Annotated in this window: 16 protein-coding genes and 1 pseudogene; 9 read left to right on the top strand and 8 right to left on the bottom strand. The window is 64.6% G+C overall.

Annotated features, from left to right (window positions below; translation table 11 throughout):
• Nucleotides 1-50 precede the first annotated feature (50 nt).
• The 3 genes from cydB to J7360_RS03930 all read right to left on the bottom strand — a co-directional run bounded on the left by cydB (nucleotide 51) and on the right by J7360_RS03930 (nucleotide 3,044).
• Entirely contained in the window at nucleotides 51-1,073 is a 1,023-nt protein-coding gene (gene cydB / locus J7360_RS03940; RefSeq protein ID WP_007969742.1) for a cytochrome d ubiquinol oxidase subunit II, read from the bottom strand.
• Nucleotides 1,064-2,473, bottom strand: a complete 1,410-nt coding sequence (locus J7360_RS03935; RefSeq protein ID WP_209033303.1) for a cytochrome ubiquinol oxidase subunit I — start codon at nucleotides 2,471-2,473, stop codon at nucleotides 1,064-1,066. Before J7360_RS03935 ends, cydB begins: the two co-directional genes overlap by 10 nt.
• Before the next feature lie 289 nt (nucleotides 2,474-2,762).
• Nucleotides 2,763-3,044: a hypothetical protein gene (locus tag J7360_RS03930; protein WP_057659139.1), complete on the bottom strand. Its 282-nt coding sequence runs from the start codon at nucleotides 3,042-3,044 to the stop codon at nucleotides 2,763-2,765.
• 535 nt (nucleotides 3,045-3,579) lie between these two features.
• Between J7360_RS03930 and J7360_RS03925 the strand changes: the two genes are divergently transcribed.
• Both J7360_RS03925 and J7360_RS03920 read left to right on the top strand, forming a co-directional pair.
• On the top strand, nucleotides 3,580-4,863 hold the full coding sequence (locus J7360_RS03925; protein ID WP_033481013.1) for a sigma-54 dependent transcriptional regulator: 1,284 nt from the start codon (nucleotides 3,580-3,582) through the stop codon (nucleotides 4,861-4,863).
• Entirely contained in the window at nucleotides 4,860-5,102 is a 243-nt protein-coding gene (locus tag J7360_RS03920; RefSeq protein WP_042805821.1) for a hypothetical protein, read from the top strand. Before J7360_RS03925 ends, J7360_RS03920 begins: the two co-directional genes overlap by 4 nt.
• Here the strand turns inward: J7360_RS03920 and J7360_RS03915 are convergent.
• On the bottom strand, nucleotides 5,096-5,476 hold the full coding sequence (locus tag J7360_RS03915) for a response regulator (RefSeq protein ID WP_007965127.1): 381 nt from the start codon (nucleotides 5,474-5,476) through the stop codon (nucleotides 5,096-5,098). The genes J7360_RS03920 and J7360_RS03915 overlap by 7 nt on opposite strands.
• Nucleotides 5,477-5,685: 209 nt before the next feature.
• Between J7360_RS03915 and J7360_RS03910 the strand changes: the two genes are divergently transcribed.
• The 3 genes and pseudogenes from J7360_RS03910 (at nucleotide 5,686) to J7360_RS03900 (ending at nucleotide 10,252) form a co-directional block, all read left to right on the top strand.
• Nucleotides 5,686-9,228, top strand: a complete 3,543-nt coding sequence (locus J7360_RS03910; RefSeq protein ID WP_209033301.1) for a CheR family methyltransferase — start codon at nucleotides 5,686-5,688, stop codon at nucleotides 9,226-9,228.
• A 222-nt stretch (nucleotides 9,229-9,450) separates the two neighbouring features.
• A pseudogene (locus J7360_RS03905) lies at nucleotides 9,451-9,649 on the top strand (hypothetical protein).
• A 30-nt stretch (nucleotides 9,650-9,679) separates the two neighbouring features.
• Complete coding sequence (locus J7360_RS03900; protein WP_057659142.1) at nucleotides 9,680-10,252, top strand: hypothetical protein; 573 nt, start codon at nucleotides 9,680-9,682, stop codon at nucleotides 10,250-10,252.
• Between the two features lie 138 nt (nucleotides 10,253-10,390).
• On the opposite strand, the gene J7360_RS03895 is transcribed toward J7360_RS03900, so the two are convergent.
• The 3 genes from J7360_RS03895 to J7360_RS03885 form a co-directional block, all read right to left on the bottom strand.
• Complete coding sequence (locus tag J7360_RS03895) at nucleotides 10,391-10,729, bottom strand: hypothetical protein (RefSeq protein ID WP_057659144.1); 339 nt, start codon at nucleotides 10,727-10,729, stop codon at nucleotides 10,391-10,393.
• Between the two features lie 82 nt (nucleotides 10,730-10,811).
• On the bottom strand, nucleotides 10,812-11,711 hold the full coding sequence (locus J7360_RS03890; protein WP_042805823.1) for a manganese catalase family protein: 900 nt from the start codon (nucleotides 11,709-11,711) through the stop codon (nucleotides 10,812-10,814).
• Between the two features lie 138 nt (nucleotides 11,712-11,849).
• The gene (locus J7360_RS03885; protein ID WP_007972952.1) at nucleotides 11,850-12,356 is read right to left on the bottom strand and encodes a ferritin-like domain-containing protein; all 507 of its coding nucleotides are present in this window, start codon (nucleotides 12,354-12,356) and stop codon (nucleotides 11,850-11,852) included.
• Between the two features lie 483 nt (nucleotides 12,357-12,839).
• On the opposite strand from J7360_RS03885, the gene J7360_RS03880 reads away from it, so the two are divergent.
• Complete coding sequence (locus tag J7360_RS03880) at nucleotides 12,840-13,034, top strand: hypothetical protein (RefSeq protein WP_022560070.1); 195 nt, start codon at nucleotides 12,840-12,842, stop codon at nucleotides 13,032-13,034.
• 315 nt (nucleotides 13,035-13,349) lie between these two features.
• On the opposite strand, the gene J7360_RS03875 is transcribed toward J7360_RS03880, so the two are convergent.
• Nucleotides 13,350-14,564, bottom strand: a complete 1,215-nt coding sequence (locus J7360_RS03875; protein ID WP_057659147.1) for an FAD-dependent oxidoreductase — start codon at nucleotides 14,562-14,564, stop codon at nucleotides 13,350-13,352.
• A 306-nt stretch (nucleotides 14,565-14,870) separates the two neighbouring features.
• On the opposite strand from J7360_RS03875, the gene J7360_RS03870 reads away from it, so the two are divergent.
• From J7360_RS03870 to J7360_RS03860, 3 genes are all read left to right on the top strand, one after another.
• Nucleotides 14,871-16,175 carry a histidine kinase gene (locus tag J7360_RS03870; RefSeq protein WP_057659149.1) on the top strand — a complete coding sequence of 435 codons (1,305 nt, stop codon included), beginning with the start codon at nucleotides 14,871-14,873 and terminating at the stop codon, nucleotides 16,173-16,175.
• The gene (locus J7360_RS03865; RefSeq protein WP_209033299.1) at nucleotides 16,172-16,948 is read left to right on the top strand and encodes a LytTR family DNA-binding domain-containing protein; all 777 of its coding nucleotides are present in this window, start codon (nucleotides 16,172-16,174) and stop codon (nucleotides 16,946-16,948) included. Before J7360_RS03870 ends, J7360_RS03865 begins: the two co-directional genes overlap by 4 nt.
• 177 nt (nucleotides 16,949-17,125) lie before the next feature.
• Nucleotides 17,126-17,497 carry a hypothetical protein gene (locus J7360_RS03860; RefSeq protein WP_005926727.1) on the top strand — a complete coding sequence of 124 codons (372 nt, stop codon included), beginning with the start codon at nucleotides 17,126-17,128 and terminating at the stop codon, nucleotides 17,495-17,497.
• Nucleotides 17,498-17,542: the final 45 nt, after the last annotated feature.

The raw sequence follows: 17,542 nt of genomic DNA, 5'->3' as shown, positions 1-17,542 counted from the left end.
TACATAAGGCGATAGTGTCGCGCATCTGCGGTGAGTTGATCAGACCTTCCCTAGTGGTGATGGTGATAGCCCACATCGGCGGCGATCTTGCCGCGGAACACACGGTACGACCACACCGTATAGCCGAGCACCAGCGGCAGCAGTACCACCAGGCCCACCATCGGGAAGATTTGCGAGGAGGGCGGCGAGGCCGCCTGCCAGATGGTGTAACTCGGCGGCACCAGATACGGCCACATGCCCAACACCAGGCCGATGAAGCCCAACACGAAGATCGCCAGGGTCAACAGGAAGGGCCATGCGTCGCTGCGCGAGCTGTCGCTGCTGCGCCATAGCGCAAGCGCCACGCCTGCGGTCATCAGCGGAATCGGCGACAGCCACCAGAAATTGCCGTGCTCGAACCAGCGCGCCATCACATGCGAGCTCAGGAACGGCAGCCACGCGCTGACCAGCACGAGGAAGGTCACCACCACGCCCACCAGCGGCTTGGTCAGCTGCCGCGCCAAGGTGTGGGTGCGCCCATCGGTCTTGAGGATCAGCCAGGTGCTGCCAAGCAGTGCGTAACCGAATACCAGCGCAGCACCGGTGAGAATGGTGAACGGGCTGAACCAGCCGAACACGCCGCCGGTATAGCGCCCGTTGATAAGCGGCATGCCTTCCACCAGCGCGCCGAGGATGATGCCTTGTGCGAAAGCGGTCAGGATCGAGCCGGCAATGAACGACACGGTCCACAGCCGCCGCGAGCGCTGTGCCTTGAAACGGAATTCGAACGCCACCCCACGAAACACCAGCGCCATCACCATCAACAGCACCGGTAGGTACAGGCCGGACAGGATCACCGCATACGCCGTGGGAAACGCAGCGAACAGACCGGCGCCGCCAAGCACCAGCCAGGTTTCGTTGCCGTCCCAGATGGGCGCGGCGGTGTTCATCATCAGGTCCACTTCCTGTTCGTCGCGCGCGAACGGCGCCAGCATGCCCAGCCCGAGCACGAAGCCGTCCAGCACCACGTACATCAGCACGCCGAAACCGATCACGCCAAACCACACCACCGGCAACCAGTAACTCAGTTCCATGGCGTGTTCTCCTGTTCCAGTGACGTCTCTGCTGCAGACAGCGGGCGTGCCGGCGTGTGGTCGCCACCGGCCACATCCGGCCCGTCGCGGCTGGGTTGCGGCCCGGCGCGTACCAGCTTGGTCAGATAAAAGATGCCGAAGCCGAACACGAATGCGTAGCCCAGCAGATACACCAGCAGCGATACCGCCACTGTCGCAGTCGATTGCGGGCCCACCGCATCGGCAGTACGCAACAGCCCGTACACCACCCACGGCTGGCGCCCGATCTCGGTGACGAACCAGCCGGCCACCAGCGCCATGAATCCAGCCGGCAGCATGAGGTTCCATGCCAGGATCAGCGGCCTGGCATGCAGGCGCCCACGCCACCATGCAATGGCCGAGATCCACGCCAGCAACAGCATCGCCATCCCCAGACCCACCATGATGCGGAAGGCAAAGAACACCGGCGCCACCGGCGGCCGTTGATCGCGCGGCACCGACGTCAGCGGCGTAATGTCGCCGTCTGCGCTGTGGGTCAGGATCAGGCTACCCAGGCGCGGGATGGCCACCTCATAGTCGTTGCGCTCGGCTTCTGCATTGGGCAGCGCAAACACCACCAGCGGCACGCCGGCACCATGGCCTTCGCTGTGCCAGTGCGCCTCCATCGCGGCGACCTTGAGTGGCTGATGTTCCAGTGTGTTGAGCCCGTGCTGGTCGCCCACCAGTATCTGGATCGGCAGCACGATGGCGGCAAATGCCACCGACAAGCGCAACATGCGGGCGCCGGCATCCACATGCAGCCCTTTGCGCAGGTAGTAAGCGCCGACGCCGCCAACCACGAAGCAGGTGGTGATGAACGAGCCCAGGGCCATGTGCACCAGACGATACGGAAACGACGGGTTGAAGATGATCTGCAGCCAGCTGACCGGTTGCACGATGCCGTTGACCATCGCGTAGCCACGCGGGGTGTGCAGCCAGCTGTTGGACGACAAGATCCAGAACGTGGACACCAGCGTGCCGATCGCCACCATGCAGGTGGCGAAGAAATGCAGGCGTTCGGAAACCCGGCCCCAGCCGAACAGCATCACCCCCAGGAAGCTGGCTTCCAGGAAGAACGCAGTGAGCACCTCATAGCTCAGCAGCGGGCCGATCACACTACCGGCAATGCGGCTCAGCTCGGGCCAGTTGGCGCCGAACTGGAAGGCCATGACGATGCCGCTGACCACACCCATGCCGAACGACACCGCAAAGATGCGCAGCCAGAAAAAGTACAGCCGCTTCCAGGTCTCGTCGTGCGTGCGCAGCCAACGCCATTCCAGAAAACCGAGCAGGTTGGCCAGGCCAATGGTGAAGGCCGGAAACAACACATGGAACGAAATGACGAAGGCGAACTGGATACGGGACAGCAGCAGCGCTTCCACAGGTCTCTCCTAACGCCTGGTCGGGCACGGCAGTGCCGACACAGGGGCCGCGGGACGGGGTGCCGGCCGGGCAGGCGCCGCTGGCACCTGCAGGGCGCGCCAGCGGCGGAACGTGGCAGCGAAAGACCACCGCGTGCCGGCACGTGTTGCCAACAACAAGCGTGCGCCCATCACGCGCGGAAAAGATTGACCTAGCGCACCGTGGGACATCTTGCCTTTCCCTAGAACCCCGCCGCGATCACGGCAGGCGTGCACCGCACCAATCAAGCGAGCCCAACCTATGGGCACATCATCTTTGGCGTAGGTGACGCAGGCAACGCGGCGCCAGCCAATCGGCGAGCACGGCATTCATCGAGCCAGGGGTGAGGCACAGCGCATCGCGCACGGCCTTGATCGCGTCTGCATCGGTCAGGTTGGGGCGCGCGTTGTATGCCGCGCAGACTGCCCGGATCGTGCCTTCGGGAACGCCGTCGAATGCGTAATAGCCAAGTTGGCCTCGGCGGTGCTCGCCACGCCAGTAATCCAATTCGGTTTGCACATCGGCCTGCACGGGCGCCGAGATTGCGTGCATGGGACACCTCACTCGCTGGATCGGGCGAGTGTTCGCCGCACCCTGGAAGGAAGGCGTGAGCGCGTTGTGCACGCCCTCTCCACGGGCGGTGCGTAGGCTGTGGGTAACCCAGCAGGCCCAATGCGGCTTCCTGACGGGTTCATGCGGCGCCATGGTGGCGTCGGCTTACGTCAGCCCCGGCTGATATCCTGGCCCCGATGCAGGCACGCAAGCGAGCTCAGCCAGCGCTCGATCGAGACGGCACCCGTCGTTGGACTGGCGCGACTGCCGCGGCAAACCTTGCACTCCTTGGCGTTTCGACATTCTCGATACGGCGACCCACCCAGAGCGTGACGCTTGGCACTGGCGCAATCGAGCGCTTCCATGCGTACTTCGCCCACAGCCATCAGGGCGGGCTCGACTGGGGGAAGAGCGCCGCACCATTCACAGAGCGTGACAGCAGCAGGCAATTTCCGATGTGGTGTGTCATCGCATTTCGCGCGGCCGTCACAATTCTCAACTGAACATGTATCAGTCATTGCGGACAGAAGCGCTCATGGACCGTCTTTCCTGCGCCATCATCGACGACGACGTGGAGTTCTGCGATCAGGTGGTTGAACTTGCCACCGATAGCGGCTTCCATGCCAAGGGCATTCACACCCTTGGCGAAGCCAGCCGCTGGCTGGACAGCAACTTTCCCGACCTGTTGGTGGTGGATGTTGGCCTGCCAGACGGCAGCGGCTTCGATCTGATCGAACGGCTCGACCCGGACCACACCCCGCAGATCGTTGTGGTCTCGGGCGATTACGCGCGCGAAACCCAGGGCCGCGCGCAGCAGTTCGGGGTTAGCGAATTCTTGACCAAGCCGTTCGCGCCCGAACGCCTGGAGCGGGTGCTCGGGGGACTGCGCGAAGCGCAACAGGGCAACCTGGGCATCGTCGGCAACAGCGACAGCATCGTGATGCTGCGCAAGGACATCGTGCGCGTGGCGCCGACCGATCTGAATGTACTGGTGACCGGCGAAACCGGCACCGGCAAGGATCTGGTGGCGCGCGCCATCCACCGTGTGTCCGGTCGCCGCGGCCGCTTCGTACCGGTCAATTGCGGGGCCATTCCGGAAGAGTTGCTGGCCAGCCAGTTGTTCGGCCACGAGCGCGGTAGCTTCACCGGCGCCGACCGTCGGCATGCCGGGTTCCTGGAGCAGGCCGCAGGCGGCACGCTGTTCCTGGATGAGATCGGCGAGATGCCCAAGCGGCTGCAGGTGTATCTGCTGCGGGCGATCGAATCGCGCAGCTTCATGCGCGTGGGCGGCAACGAGGAAATCGCACTGGATGCGCGCGTGGTGGCAGCCACCCATCAGCACGTGCAGCGCGAGCAGGCGGTGCTGCGCGAAGACCTGTTCTACCGTCTCAACGAATACCCGATCCAGGTGCCGCCGCTGCGCGAGCGCCGCGGCGATGCGCGCCTGCTTGGCTTGCGCGTGATCGACGAGCTCAACGCCAAATACGGCAGACGCAAGTTGCCGACCAAATCGCTGCTGCGCTACCTGGCCTACCACGCCTGGCCGGGCAACGTGCGCGAGCTGCGCTCGTTTATCCACTATCTGTATCTGCGCTCCGATGGCGATCTGTTGAGCGCTCCGGAGGTGGAGCAGACCGTGCCGCAGGCCGATCAGGACGGCTTGCTCATTCCTGCCGGCTGGACCATGCGCCAGGCGGAAGACGCGATGATCGAATCGGCACTGGCGCGTACGCGCTTCAACAAAAAGGCCGCCGCGCGCGAACTGGGCATCAGCGTGCGCACCTTGCATAACCGGCTCAGCGACAAGGATGCGGAGTGAGCGACGCACCGCGTGGGCAGCGGCGCGAGTTGCTGCACCAATTGCGCAACCGTCTCAACGTGATGGGCTTTGCCTTGTATGCGTTGCGCAACGAAACGTCCAAGCCACTGGAAACGCTGCGCACGGCGCATCAGTCCGCCGTCGAACTGCTCAACCAGCTTGGCGAGCAAGAGCGCGCCCTGCAGCAGCCCGGCGTGGAACCGGGCGATAACGCCCAGCCCGCCTGCGCCGATCAGTGACTGGCCGTCTCGCTCTGGTGGCTGAGCAAGCTGGTGATCGTGCGCGGGTTATAGGGCTTCATGCAGTACGACAAATGCGCAAAGCGCTGCGGCAGCGTATAGCGGTCGTAGCCGGAGCAGAACGAAAACGGCACGCCGCGCTCCATCAATGCATCGGCGACCGGAAACACCGCCTGGCCGCGCACGTTGACATCCAGCAAGGCGCCATCGATGGCCTGACCCGACGCGACCAGCGAGAGCGCGTCGGGTACATTGCCGACCGGTCCAACGACGCTGACGCCGGCTTCCACCAACAAGTCGTTGAGCGATTCGGCCAGCAGGTAATCGTCCTCGACAACAAGAATGCGGCGGCCGATGAGTGCAGTGTCGTACATGACAGGCTCCAGAGCAGCGGCGTTTCAGACAGCGCGCGCAAGCATGGTGCTCGCAAGGCAGGTTAACGCGGCGCGTAAGCAGACGCTTCCAAGACCGGTCTCTGCAATGTGCGCACGTGAGGGGAGTGCGTGCCGCATGGCAGTCCGCCGTGCTTTACGCGATCATTGCCGATTGCGCTTGAACCCGGCGCTGCGACGATAGTGCCGCCATGACCGACGACGAAACCTCCACCAACGACATCGCCACGGATGCGAACACGCAGCCGCCCTTATTCGTGCTCGGCGTGGGCGCCGCCGGCATGGACGCCGATCGCCTGGCAGAATTGCTCGATGCGATTGCTGGCGCTTCGAATCTGGCCATCATGCTGCTGCTGCGCGACCGCCAGTTATTGGACCAGGCGCGTCTGCGCGAACTGCTTGGCAGGCAGGCCACCCTGCTGTCGGTGCCCGGTGATGGCGACCGGCTGCAACCGGGGCGCTTCTATCTGCCGCCGGCCGATACGGTCGTCACGCTGGAAGAAGGCCGCATCCGCCTGCGCGCCTTGCCGGGGGGCGAGAGCGACCACGGGCTGATCGACAGCTTCTTCGTCTCGATGGCGCACGATCAGGACGGCAATGTGATCGGCCTGATCATGGGGCGCTTCGATGGCGACGGCACGCTGGGGACCGCGGCGATCCGCGAGTGCGGCGGTCTGGCGCTGGCCGTGGACGATGCCGCACTGCATGGGCTGGACCTGCGCAGCGCCAGCAACCCGGCCGCCATCACCGACGACATCCTGCCGCTGCCACAAGTCGCTGCGCGTATCGCCGCGCACATGCAACGCCACCATGGCTTCGGTCACCCGGAGCCAAAGGGTGTGCGCAATGGCAACGAGAGCGACAAGCTCAGCCAGGTCGCCGCCATCCTGCGCAATACCACCGGCCACGATTTTCATGGCTACAAACGCGCCACCTTCCTGCGCCGCGTGCAACGACGCATGCAGGTCGCGCAGGTGGAAACGCTGGAGCAGTATCTGGAGGTGTTGCGCAATCGTTTCGACGAGCCGTTGCAGCTGTTCAACGACCTGCTGATCGGCGTGACCAAGTTCTTTCGCGACCGTCGCGAGTTCGAATTCCTCGAGCAACAGGTGATTCCGCGGCTATTTCAGGGCAAGCACACCGGGGACAGCCTGCGGGTGTGGGTGCTGGGCTGCTCGACGGGCGAAGAGGCCTATTCGCTGGCGATGCTGCTGCGCGAACACGCCGAAACCCTGGACACCGCGCCACGTATCCAGATCTTCGCCAGCGATATCGACGGGCGCGCACTGGCCACTGCGCGGGTGGGGCGCTATGCCTCCAGCATCGTCGGTGAAGTTGCGCCCGAACGGCTGCGGCGCTGGTTCGTCAAGGAAGGCGACACCTATGTGGTGAGCAAGGAGTTGCGCGAGCTGTGCGTGTTTTCCCAGCACAGCATCGTCAAGGATCCGCCATTTTCGCGGCTGGATATGGTGTCGTGCCGCAATCTGCTGATCTATCTGGATGCCGAATTGCAGAATCGGGTCATCCCGATCTTTCATTTCGCCATCCGTCCGGGCGGTTATCTGTTCCTGGGCAATGCCGAAAACGTCTCGCGGCACGCGCAATTGTTTACCCCGGTGGAGCGGAGCTTTCGGGTCTTCCAACGCATCGATGCCGACAGCAACGTGCACGCAACCTTTCCGACCATGCAAATTGCAGTTGCCGGCAGGGCGCCTGCCCCGCCGGTACAGCAGCGTAGCCCCAGCAACGCACTGGTACGCGCTGGGGAGCGCATCGCCGACCGTTACGCGCCAGCGTATGCGGTGCTGGACGAGCAATTCGAGGTGCTGCATTTCTCCTCGCAGGCCGGGCGCTTCATCCGCCCTGGCGGCGGCACGCCCAGTCTCAACCTGCTCAACCTGATCCATCGCGATTTGCGCCTGGACTTGCGCAGCGCGCTCAGCCGCGCCGAACGCGACCGCTCGCCGGTGCACGTCAAGGGCATCCAGGTGCACGAAGACGCGGCGACCTGGGCGGTGAACCTGTTCGTCGAACCGACCGCCGACTCGGAAGTGCCGCGCGGCTACGTGGTGCTGTTCCAGGAAGTGGAAGCGCGCGAACCGGTGGAGCTACCCGCACCAGACGACAGCGTGCACGACGATGGTCATGTGCAGGTGCTGGAGAACGAGCTGCGCATCACCCGCGAGCGCCTGCAATCGATGATCGAAGAGCTGGAGAGCACCAACGAAGAGCTCAAGTCTTCCAACGAGGAATACCAGTCGCTCAACGAAGAACTGCAGAGCGCCAACGAGGAGCTGGAAACCTCCAAGGAAGAGCTGCAATCGGTCAACGAGGAAGTGACCACCGTCAACGGCGAACTGGCCCATCGCGTGCAAGAGCTGGCGCATGCCAACAGCGATCTGAAAAACCTGCTGGAAAGTACCCAGATCGCCACCATCTTCCTCGACAACGAATTGCGCGTCACCAATTTCACCCCGGCCGTCACCGACATCCTGCCGCTGGTGGAAAGCGACATCCAGCGCCCGATCAGCCACATCAAGCTGCATGTGGATTACGACGAACTGCAGGATGATGCGCGGCGGGTGATCCGCACCCTGGCGGTGCTCGATCGCGAGGTCGAAAACCCCACCACGCGTGCGCGCTACATGGTGCGCGTGCTGCCGTATCGCACCGTGGACAATTTCATCGGTGGCGCGGTGCTGACCTTCATGGACGTCACCCCGCTCACGCGCGCCGAGCGTGCGCTACGCGGTAGCGAGCAACGCCTGCGCACCTTGATGGAAGGCATCCCGCAGCTGGTGTGGCGCTCGCTCGATGGCGGCCGCTGGACCTGGTCCAGCCCGCAATGGTCCAGCTACACCAGCCAGAGCGATGCCGATAGCCTGGAGCTGGGCTGGTTGCAGGCGGTGCACCCGGACGATCGCGAGCTAACCATGAATGCCTGGCTGGGGAGTGCGTCCAGCGGCGGGCTGGATATCGAACACCGCCTGTTCAATGCGGCCGAACAAGGCTATCGCTGGTTTCATACCCGCAGCGCTCCGGTACGCGACGAACGCGGCCAGGTGCTGGAATGGCTGGGCACCTGCACCGAATCGGACAACCTGCGTCGCCTGCAGGAAGAACAGCGCGTCTTGGTGGCCGAATTGCAGCACCGCACGCGCAACCTGATCACGGTGGTGCAGTCGGTGGCCAGACAGACCGTGCAGACCACCCAGAGCATGCCCGAGTTCGCAGTCAAGTTCGACGACCGGCTCGCGGCGTTGTCGCGGGTGCAGGTGCTGCTGTCGCAATCGGACAATATGCCCACCACCATCGGCGCCTTGCTGCGTATGGAGCTGGATGCGTTGGGGGCAGAGCCGGATCAAAAACGCATCGTGGTGGAAGGCCCGAACGTGGCGCTGCGCAAATCCACCGTGCAGACGCTGGCATTGGCGCTGCACGAACTGGCGACCAACGCACTCAAGCACGGCGCCCTGGCGGTGGACACCGGCACCTTGTCGATCCGCTGGGAGGTCGTCTCCGGCAGCGATACGCCTGCGCGCCTCAAGCTGTTGTGGATCGAAGAAGGCGGCAGTAATCAGCTGCACAACGACCGTGATGACGTCAGCGGCTTCGGCCGCCGGCTGATCGAAAAGGCGTTGCCGTACAGCCATGGCGCGCAGACGCGCTACGAGCTCAGCGATACGCGCCTGGAATGCGAAATCCAGCTGCCGCTCAATCCGGAGAACGGGTGAGTTGGATCGCAAGGCGTTGGGGCTGCAGGGACATGGCCGTTGGAGCGCAGTGTGTGCACATGCACAGCCCGACACACGCTGCGATGCGCAGGTCTGAGTGCCGGGCATGCGGCCTGAGCGACGATGAAGACGTGCGCAACCATCCAGACCGCTAGTGAAAGAGCGCTGTACCGCATGCAAGACGCGTGTGCATTGCGTGCGGTTCTCTCACAGCAAACTCTGCTGCACGTACTTGTGCATCTGACAAACTCGCGTTGCGCTATACACGCACAGCCCACGGAAAATACTGCGCGATGGTGCAGATCCTGCGGCCTATTCGGCTTTCGCCGTGCGTGTTGCGCAACTGAAGCTGCGTGAAACTCTTGCAGCGCCGACCTTTGCCAAAGTCAAAAAGTTGGCGCGCATTGTGCGTAACCACTGAGGTCATCGAGATGCACACAGTGGAGTAGTCATGATTACGCGCATTCTTCAGTTGTCCGCCCGCGTGGCGAGCAATGCCTGGGTCGAGGTCGGCGTGGGCGCCGATGCCGACATCCTGGTCGCCGACCGTGGCGGCAAACGCGAGGAGCGCGCGACTTTCGGTCGCCGCGCACCGGGGCAGCAGCGCTCGATCCATTTGCAGGAGCCCGGGGGATTGGGTGGCGTGGATCTGGCCATCTGGGAAACCCAACGCTGCGCCATTCCGCTGTGCGGTTTCGTCTGCACTGCATCGGCAGACGGCACCACTGCCGCGACCTGGTTGAGCCAGGATGGCAGTGCGGTGCATGCCGCCGGATTGCGCAACGTGATGGACATCGGCGGACGCCTGCAGATGGGGTTCTCGTTGCTCGTTGCCTCATCGGCGGCTATGCCCACCTACCGGCCGCTGTGTCTCGACGCCGACCTGAGCAAGTGGCTGCACATGGGCGGCGCAGAAGCCATGCGCCATCTCATGCCCTGGCGGCTGGAACGCTGCGCCGCTGCAGCAGGCGTGCGGCCGGAGTGGGCGAGCGAAGCGGCCTCGGCGCGGATCGCACGGGTGTGAGCGCGCGCGTCACGCAGCCAAAAAGAAGGGGCCCAGCGGGCCCCTTCATCGTTTCGGTAGTGCTGATGGATCGGGATTGCCGCTTGGTGGCCAGCACGCCACGAACAGATCATAGACCGCCGGCAAGTACGCGATCGCTCAATTGTTCTGGGTGTCCTCAGCGCTGTCATCCAGCGCGCGTTGCTGCGCGTCGATGTGCTGCTGCTTGCCGTAAGTGCCGCTCTGGCCGAAGTTGGGTTGGGTGCTGCCATCGCGTTCCGGGTGACCGTCGGGTTCGCCTTCGCCCAAGCTGCCGCCGCGGCCATGACCGCGTTGATGCAACGCTTCCGGCGCGCCGTCACGCGGCGGCTGTGCGTCGTGGGTCTGGACCGCCGATGGATCGTTGCGGCCCCGGCCATCCACCGATGCGTCTGGACCGTTGCCGCGATAAGCGGATTGACGTTCATCGTGCGTGTCGAGTCTGGATTTTTCGTTCATGCCAACTCCTGTGCAGTGCAATGAAAAAGCCCGGAGCGTGATGGCCCCGGGCTGGTGACGGGTGCAACTGCACCCATCGGGTTTAACGCTGGATATCGCCGGTAGTGGAACCGGCACCCGGGCCTGCACCCAGATCCGCACCGGTGACGCGGTCCAGCTCGGGATTGGAGAGCAGGCGTTCGGACATGGCATCCAATGCCGCGGTCTGCGTAGCATCCAGCGCAACCGTGGCAGAGCCGTCGCCACCATCGACGGCGGCCTGCGCCTCGCGGTCTGCCACCACCTCCCACTGCTCGCCGGCATTCCAGGGGCCGATCGTGTCGCCCTCGCCCTGCGAGGTGTTGTAGTACTTGTCGGTGAAGCGCGGGTCGCCCGGCAACTTGCCCGGCGGGAAGTTCGGCCCGATCGAGTACAAGGCTTTTTCGAACGATTTCTGGTGCGCCACTTCGCGCGTCATCAAGAAACGCAGCGCATCCACGATGCCCGGATCGTCTGTGACGTTGATCAGGCGCTCATACACCAGCTTCGCACGCGCTTCGGCCGCGATGTTGGAGCGCATGTCGGCCGTCGGGCAGCCAATGCTGTCGACGTACGCCGCCGTCCACGGCACGCCGCTGGAATTGACCAATGCCGGGCCGCCGCCATACAGAATCTGCTGGGTATGGCTGGTGCTGTTCTGGGTCATGTTGCGCATCTCCATGGCTTCTTCCATGCCCTCGGAGAGCACCGCCTTGGGCCCCTTGTTGAGCATGGCGATGATCGAGCCGATGATTTCGAGATGGCTGATCTCTTCGGTGGCGATGTCGAACAGCAGATCCTTGCGGCCCGGATCGTCTTCGCCCAGTGCCTGAGTGAAATAGCGCATTGCAGCGGCGAGTTCGCCCTGCGGTCCGCCGAACTGTTCCAGCATCAACGTCGCCAGATCCGGATTGGGCTGGGCGACGCGAACGGTGTACATCAAACGCTTGTTGTGCATGAACATGGGTGGTGCTCCATGGCTGGTGCCCGGCAACTACGACCACTCAGGGAGCGGGCAGAAACGTGGGGCTTTGGCTTTCGGGGGGATGCCCGCAGGGATATGCAAGCGACGCAGGACAACGGTGCCGTCCTGCGCAGTGACTCAGGCGGCCTTGCTGGCCTTGGATGCCTTCTGGTTGCCGCCTTGCTCGGCGAGCAGGGTCAGCTTTTCGTCGGTGGCCTTTTCTTCTTCCAGCGTGGCAAGCAGCAGCGGCAATGCATCGGCATAACCGAGTTGCTTGGCGATGGCGGCAATGGTGCCGTACGAGGCGATTTCGTAATGCTCCACCTTCTGCGCGCCGCCGATCAGTGCCGCATCGCGCACCGGGCCGGCCTCGATTTCATCGATGACCTCGCGGCTTTCTTCCACCAGGCCTTCCATCGCAGCGCATTTGATGCGCTTGAGCTTGATGCCCAGAATCTCGACGACCTGGTCGATGCGTTCGATCTGGCCTTGGGTTTCTTCCAGGTGAGTTTCGAAGGCCTGCTTCAGTTTCGGCTCGGTGGCCGCACGCGCAAGACGCGGCAGCGACTTGGTCAGCTGCTTCTCGGCGCTGTAGATGTCCGACAGTTCGTGGATGAAAAGGTCTTCGACAGTCTTGATCGCCATGTGTGGCTCCTTTGGTTGGTCAGAGGGTGGGTCGCTGCGGTTCGCCGTGTCGGTGGAGATGCCTTGATGAGCTCGCGTTGCACGCCTGCGAACAAACGTGCCGATGCATCACGTACCACGACTTCGAAAACGCCAAGCTGCGGCTTGCTCTTCCGCGGAGCGGAATTGCGAGCACTTCACCTGACCTTTCAAAATGCGCCGTTTCCATCGCTTCGATCTCCAGGCGGTACCGCGTGGTCGCTACGCTAATCCCGCGAGTGTTAGCGGGATTGGTGGAAACGGTGATCCCGATGCGATGGCGACCTGTGCCGTGATGCAGGCCGCGCTCGCTGCGTGCGCGATGAAAGGCGATTCAATTGGCGCGCCTACTACAGCGATTGCATGTGCACGAATGTGGCGGCGCATCTGCATCGCTGCGCCTCCTGCACCGACTCACGTCGATGCGGTACAACGGTGATCGATTTTTTTTGCGAGGCCCGTGCGATGACGCCGCTGGACAAACCCTTACGTCGCCAACTGCAGATCGGCGAGCAGGCATATACCCTGATCATCGATCCGCAAGGTTTGAAGTTGGTCGAGAAAGGCAAGCGCAAGGGCGTGGCCTTGCGCTGGGAGGAGCTGGTCAGCGGCGACGCCGCGCTGGCCAGTGCATTGCAGGCTTCGCTTGAAGATCGTTAGGGTGGCGATGCCGAGCAGCGTCTGGAGCGGCGAATGCAACGAGTGCGTGCATCGCCTGGCGGGCGCGGCTGGTGCTCGGTGCGCTCGCGCATACGCTGCGGTCCGCTTGCGCCGTCCACGCCGACCTGAAGCGTGCTTGATAGGTTGTTGACGCTGCCTGGGCGCCGATCGATCTTCCCTCGAGCAGAACACGTGCGATGGTTGGCCCGGTACGACCACCTGCAGTGCTGGCCTTCGGTAGCGGCCACTGCACACCACTGCCAGCACAGATGCCCTCTGCAATCGGCACGCAGGCCACTATCGCGCGCGCATCGCTCAGCGTGTGGCGAACAGCCGCGCCAGTTCGCGCACCGCCGCTTCCGATGCGGCGCGGTCGGGCGTGCCGTCGGCATTATTGAAGTCGTGTGCGCCCTGCGCCTGCACCAACAATCCGTCGCGTCGCGGCACGACGTTGAGATTGTGGCCGCGCCAGACCAGACCATAGGTGACTTCCGGTTGCGGGATCAGGCGCGCGGTCTGCCCGCGCACCGGAATCACGCTGTCGTCGCCCAGCAAGGCACGCGCACCGTAGCCAGTGGCGTTGATCAGGATCTTCTCGCGCAGATCGCCGAATTGGCGCGGATGCTCGAACTCGCGCGTGTAGAGCTCGCCACCTGCCTGCAGAAAGTCATCCATCAACAACCGCGCATAGGCGCTGAGGTTGAAGGTGAGCTGGCTGTAGCGGCGCACGAACGGCACCGGAAATGGATGACCACCGGGCGCCACCGGCTGCGAGCGCGGGCCCAGATCATCGAGCAGTTCGCGCTCCAGCGGCGGATAGTCCGGCTCATGCGCTTCGGCAGAGGCGATAGGTTGATCGAAGGGCACATCCGAGAGCACATAGCCATCGCGCCATTCAATCGGCTCGCCGGGCAGGCCCAGCAAGGTCTGATAGCGGCGAAACGACGTGCGCGCCATCGCTTCCCAGCGCGTCTTGAAGTCTGCGGTGGCGTACTCGCTGGTGCACACGCGCGAATCCGGCGACCACACGCCGGTGGCATAGAACGAGCGCACATCCGGCAGGCGCTCGCGCGCGTAGATGCGCACACGCAAGCCGGCGCGCTGCGCCACCAGGGCGGTGGTCAAGCCGATTGCGCCACAGCCGATCACCGCCAGCTCGCGCGCAGCCGGGTCGGCCGCACGCACCAACCGTAATGCCTGTTCGGCGGCACCCCACGAGAGCGACCACCCGCTGCCGCCATGCCCGTAGTTGTGCACCACCGTCTTGCGCCCGAGACGCTCGGCTTCGATCCGCGGCCCCTGCGCGCGGAACGGCCGCGTGCAGCCGTTGATGGCGATGATGCGATCGACCGAAGCGCGCATCGGTGCCAATGGCGGGGTCGCCGCGAACGGCGCAGGCAGACCGTCCGGTGGCGCCGCCGGCAGCGTCGTGGGCGGCATGGCGAGCGTCTTGTCGGTTGCTGCCCAGCTGGCGGTGGAGGCTGCCGCCAGCGCAACGCCTGCGCTGCGTAGAAAATGACGACGATGCATGCAACTCCCTTAGGTGGTGTGGTGGGTGATGTGGTCGCCATGATGCGGCTCGCCACCCCTGCGGATGCACGCTGCGGCCATCCACATGTGCTGTCTGCCCGGGCGGCAACCGAGCGCGGCCTGCGCAGGGCCGGCATGCGTCCAGCATAGCGCGCGCATCTGCCACGGCCGTGGCCCAGCACCATGGTTTCGCACCGCAATCCTGGCGCTTGATGCCGCGCTGACGGCCATTCGTCGCCCGGGGCTTTCGCAGTGGCGTGCGCCGGCTATGCTCGCTCCCGTCCCATCCCAACGAGCTGCCTGCCTGTGTCTGCCAGTGTTTTCCTGATCGTACGCATCGTGTTCGCCTGGGCCGCCGCGTTGGTGGTGGCAGGGATCATGTGGACGCAGTTGTTCGGGTCCATCGGCCCGATCTTCGCGTTGGCCTGTATGGTCTTGCTGACGCTGGCGTTGATGAGTTCGGTCACCCATGTGCGGCGTGTGCGCCTGATCGCCGATCGTCTGGACCACACCACCTTGTCCACCCGCCAGCGCCGCCAGATCGAAGTGCCGCTGGATGTACAGGCCAGCTTCGCGGTGATGGAAGAGGCGGTGCGTGCGCTACCGCGTGTGCAGGACATCGAATGCGCGCCGGGCAGCCTGCTGATTCGTGCCAAGGTGCGCCGCATCGACCCGTACGCAGGTCGCCAGCCGTCGCGCTGGAACCTGTTCGCGCGCTTTGCCATCACCCACAACCAGATCCTGGCGACGATCGCGCCGGGGCAGGGCACCAGCAGCGTCACCGTGTTGTGCGAGCCCGACGCTGGCGCCTGGGTGGATCTGTTCGCGGTGGACGAAGGCAGCAATTACGAAAACGCCGAAGCGATCAATCGCGCGGTGGTGCGCCGGGTCGGCGAGCAGCGTCGCGACGAACAGGCCGCCGCCGAGCAATCGGTCATGGAAAAGGAACTGGCCGTGGCGCGCCTGAATCTGCTGCATGCGCAGGTCGAGCCGCACTTTCTCTACAACACCCTGGCCAGCGCACAGGTGCTGGCGCGCACCGACCCGCCGCGCGCCGAGATCATGATCGGCCATCTGATCCAGTACCTGCGCAGCTCGCTGCCCAGCGCCGACGGCGCCATCGCCACCCTGGGCGAAGAACTCGAACGCACCCAGGCCTACCTGGAGATCCTGCGCATCCGCATGGGCACGCGGCTGGCCTTGCAGGTGGAAGTTCCCTACGAACTACGGGCGCTACCGCTGCCGTCGATGATGTTGCAGACGTTGGTGGAAAATGCGATCAAGCACGGGCTGGAAGCCAAGCCCGGTGGCGGCACCGTATGGATCCTGGCGCGTCGCCACGATGACCATGTCACGCTCACCGTGGCCGACGACGGCCAGGGCTTCAACACGCACAGCCACGGCACCGGCATCGGCTTGAAGAACCTGCGCGAGCGCTTGCAGCTGATCTATGCCGGCAAGGCGAGCTTTGCCATCGTGTCCAACTTCCCCAGCGGTGTGGCGGCCACCTTGAGCCTGCCGCTGCCGACGCAGTTTGGTGCCGCGCCATCCCCACCACCGTTGCCCACTGCGGCCGCAAACGCCGCAAACGCCTCACGGGTGCGGGCATGAGCGCGCTGCGCGCCGTGGTTGCCGAAGACGAGGCCTTGCTGCGGCAGTCGTTGCTGACGCTGCTGGCCGAGGTGTGTCCGCAGCTGCAGATCGTGGGCTATTGCGAGGACGGCGCCAGCGCGCTGGAGACCATCGCCGCGCAGCAGCCGGACGTGGTGTTCCTGGATATCCGCATGCCCGGCCTCACCGGCATCGAGGTGGCGCGTGCGATGCGCGAGGTCAGCCCGCGCAGCCAGGTGGTGTTCGTCACCGCCTACGACCAGTACGCCATCGATGCGTTCGAACACGGCGCGGTGGACTATCTGCTCAAGCCCATCGGCCGCGAGCGCCTCCAGGCCGCCTGGCAGCGGGTGCAACAGCGCGCCGCCGCCGGCCAGCCGGACGGCGCGCTGGTGGAGGCCTTGCTGCAGCGGTTGTCGGCACGCCCGGCTGCTGCCCGTCACACGCCGCCGCTCGCCTGGCTGACCGCCAGCAGCGGACGCGAGACGCGCCTGATCGCGCTGGACGAGGTGGCGTATTTCCAGGCCGATCAGAAGTACACCACGGTGATGACTGCCGCCGGCGAAGCGGTGTTGCGCACGCCATTGCGCGAACTGCTGGATGTGCTGGATCCGCAGGTGTTCAAGCAGATCCACCGCTCCACCATCGTCAACATGAAAGCGGTTGCCTCGGTGGTGCGCGAGGACACCGGCAAGGGCCGGCTGGCGCTACGCGGCCGCAGCGAAACGCTCACCGTCAGCCAGCCGTTCATGAGCCTGTTCCGCGGCATGTAAGTGCGGCGAGCAACACGTTGCGTGCAGCCGTCATGCCGATCAGAGCGGCGCGCGCTGAACTGGCGTGCGCGCGCGAGTGCGACACCCGATTTCGAACACCGTCCGTACCGCCCGAACCTGCACGGTTTGCTGGACGCGCTGACTCCCCCGATTGCATCGACTGAAAGGACTTCCTCCATGCGCCTGATCGCCTCCCTGGTGTACTGCCTGCTCGCCCTGGCCGGCTGCCACGAACGCAATGGCACCACCTCGATCACCCGCGCCACCGACGATGGCCGCGATGTGATCTTCAGCAAGACGCTGACCACCGCGACCGCCACCAACGTGCAGTGCCTGGCCAGCAACTCCGGCCACTGCTACTACCTGATCTACGAAGAACAGTGCGCGACCGGCGGCGCCGACGACACCGCCAGCGCACCGACCTGCACCCGCAAGACCCTGGATAGGTTTGCGCTGACGCCGGGGCAGGTGCGCGAACTCCATGGCGTCTCGGGGCAGACGCATACCTGCGTGGATACCGCCGCACCACGTGCCGATTGCCACGGTTGAGGCCAGCCGACAAACCGTGGCGGGCAGGCGTCGGGTGAGCGCAGG

The organism is Xanthomonas sp. D-99, from assembly GCF_017746145.1.
GTDB classification, from domain to species: domain Bacteria; phylum Pseudomonadota; class Gammaproteobacteria; order Xanthomonadales; family Xanthomonadaceae; genus Xanthomonas; species Xanthomonas cissicola.
The sequence above is the reverse complement of the archived record's forward strand: the minus strand, read 5'-3'. Positions and strand labels throughout refer to the sequence as shown.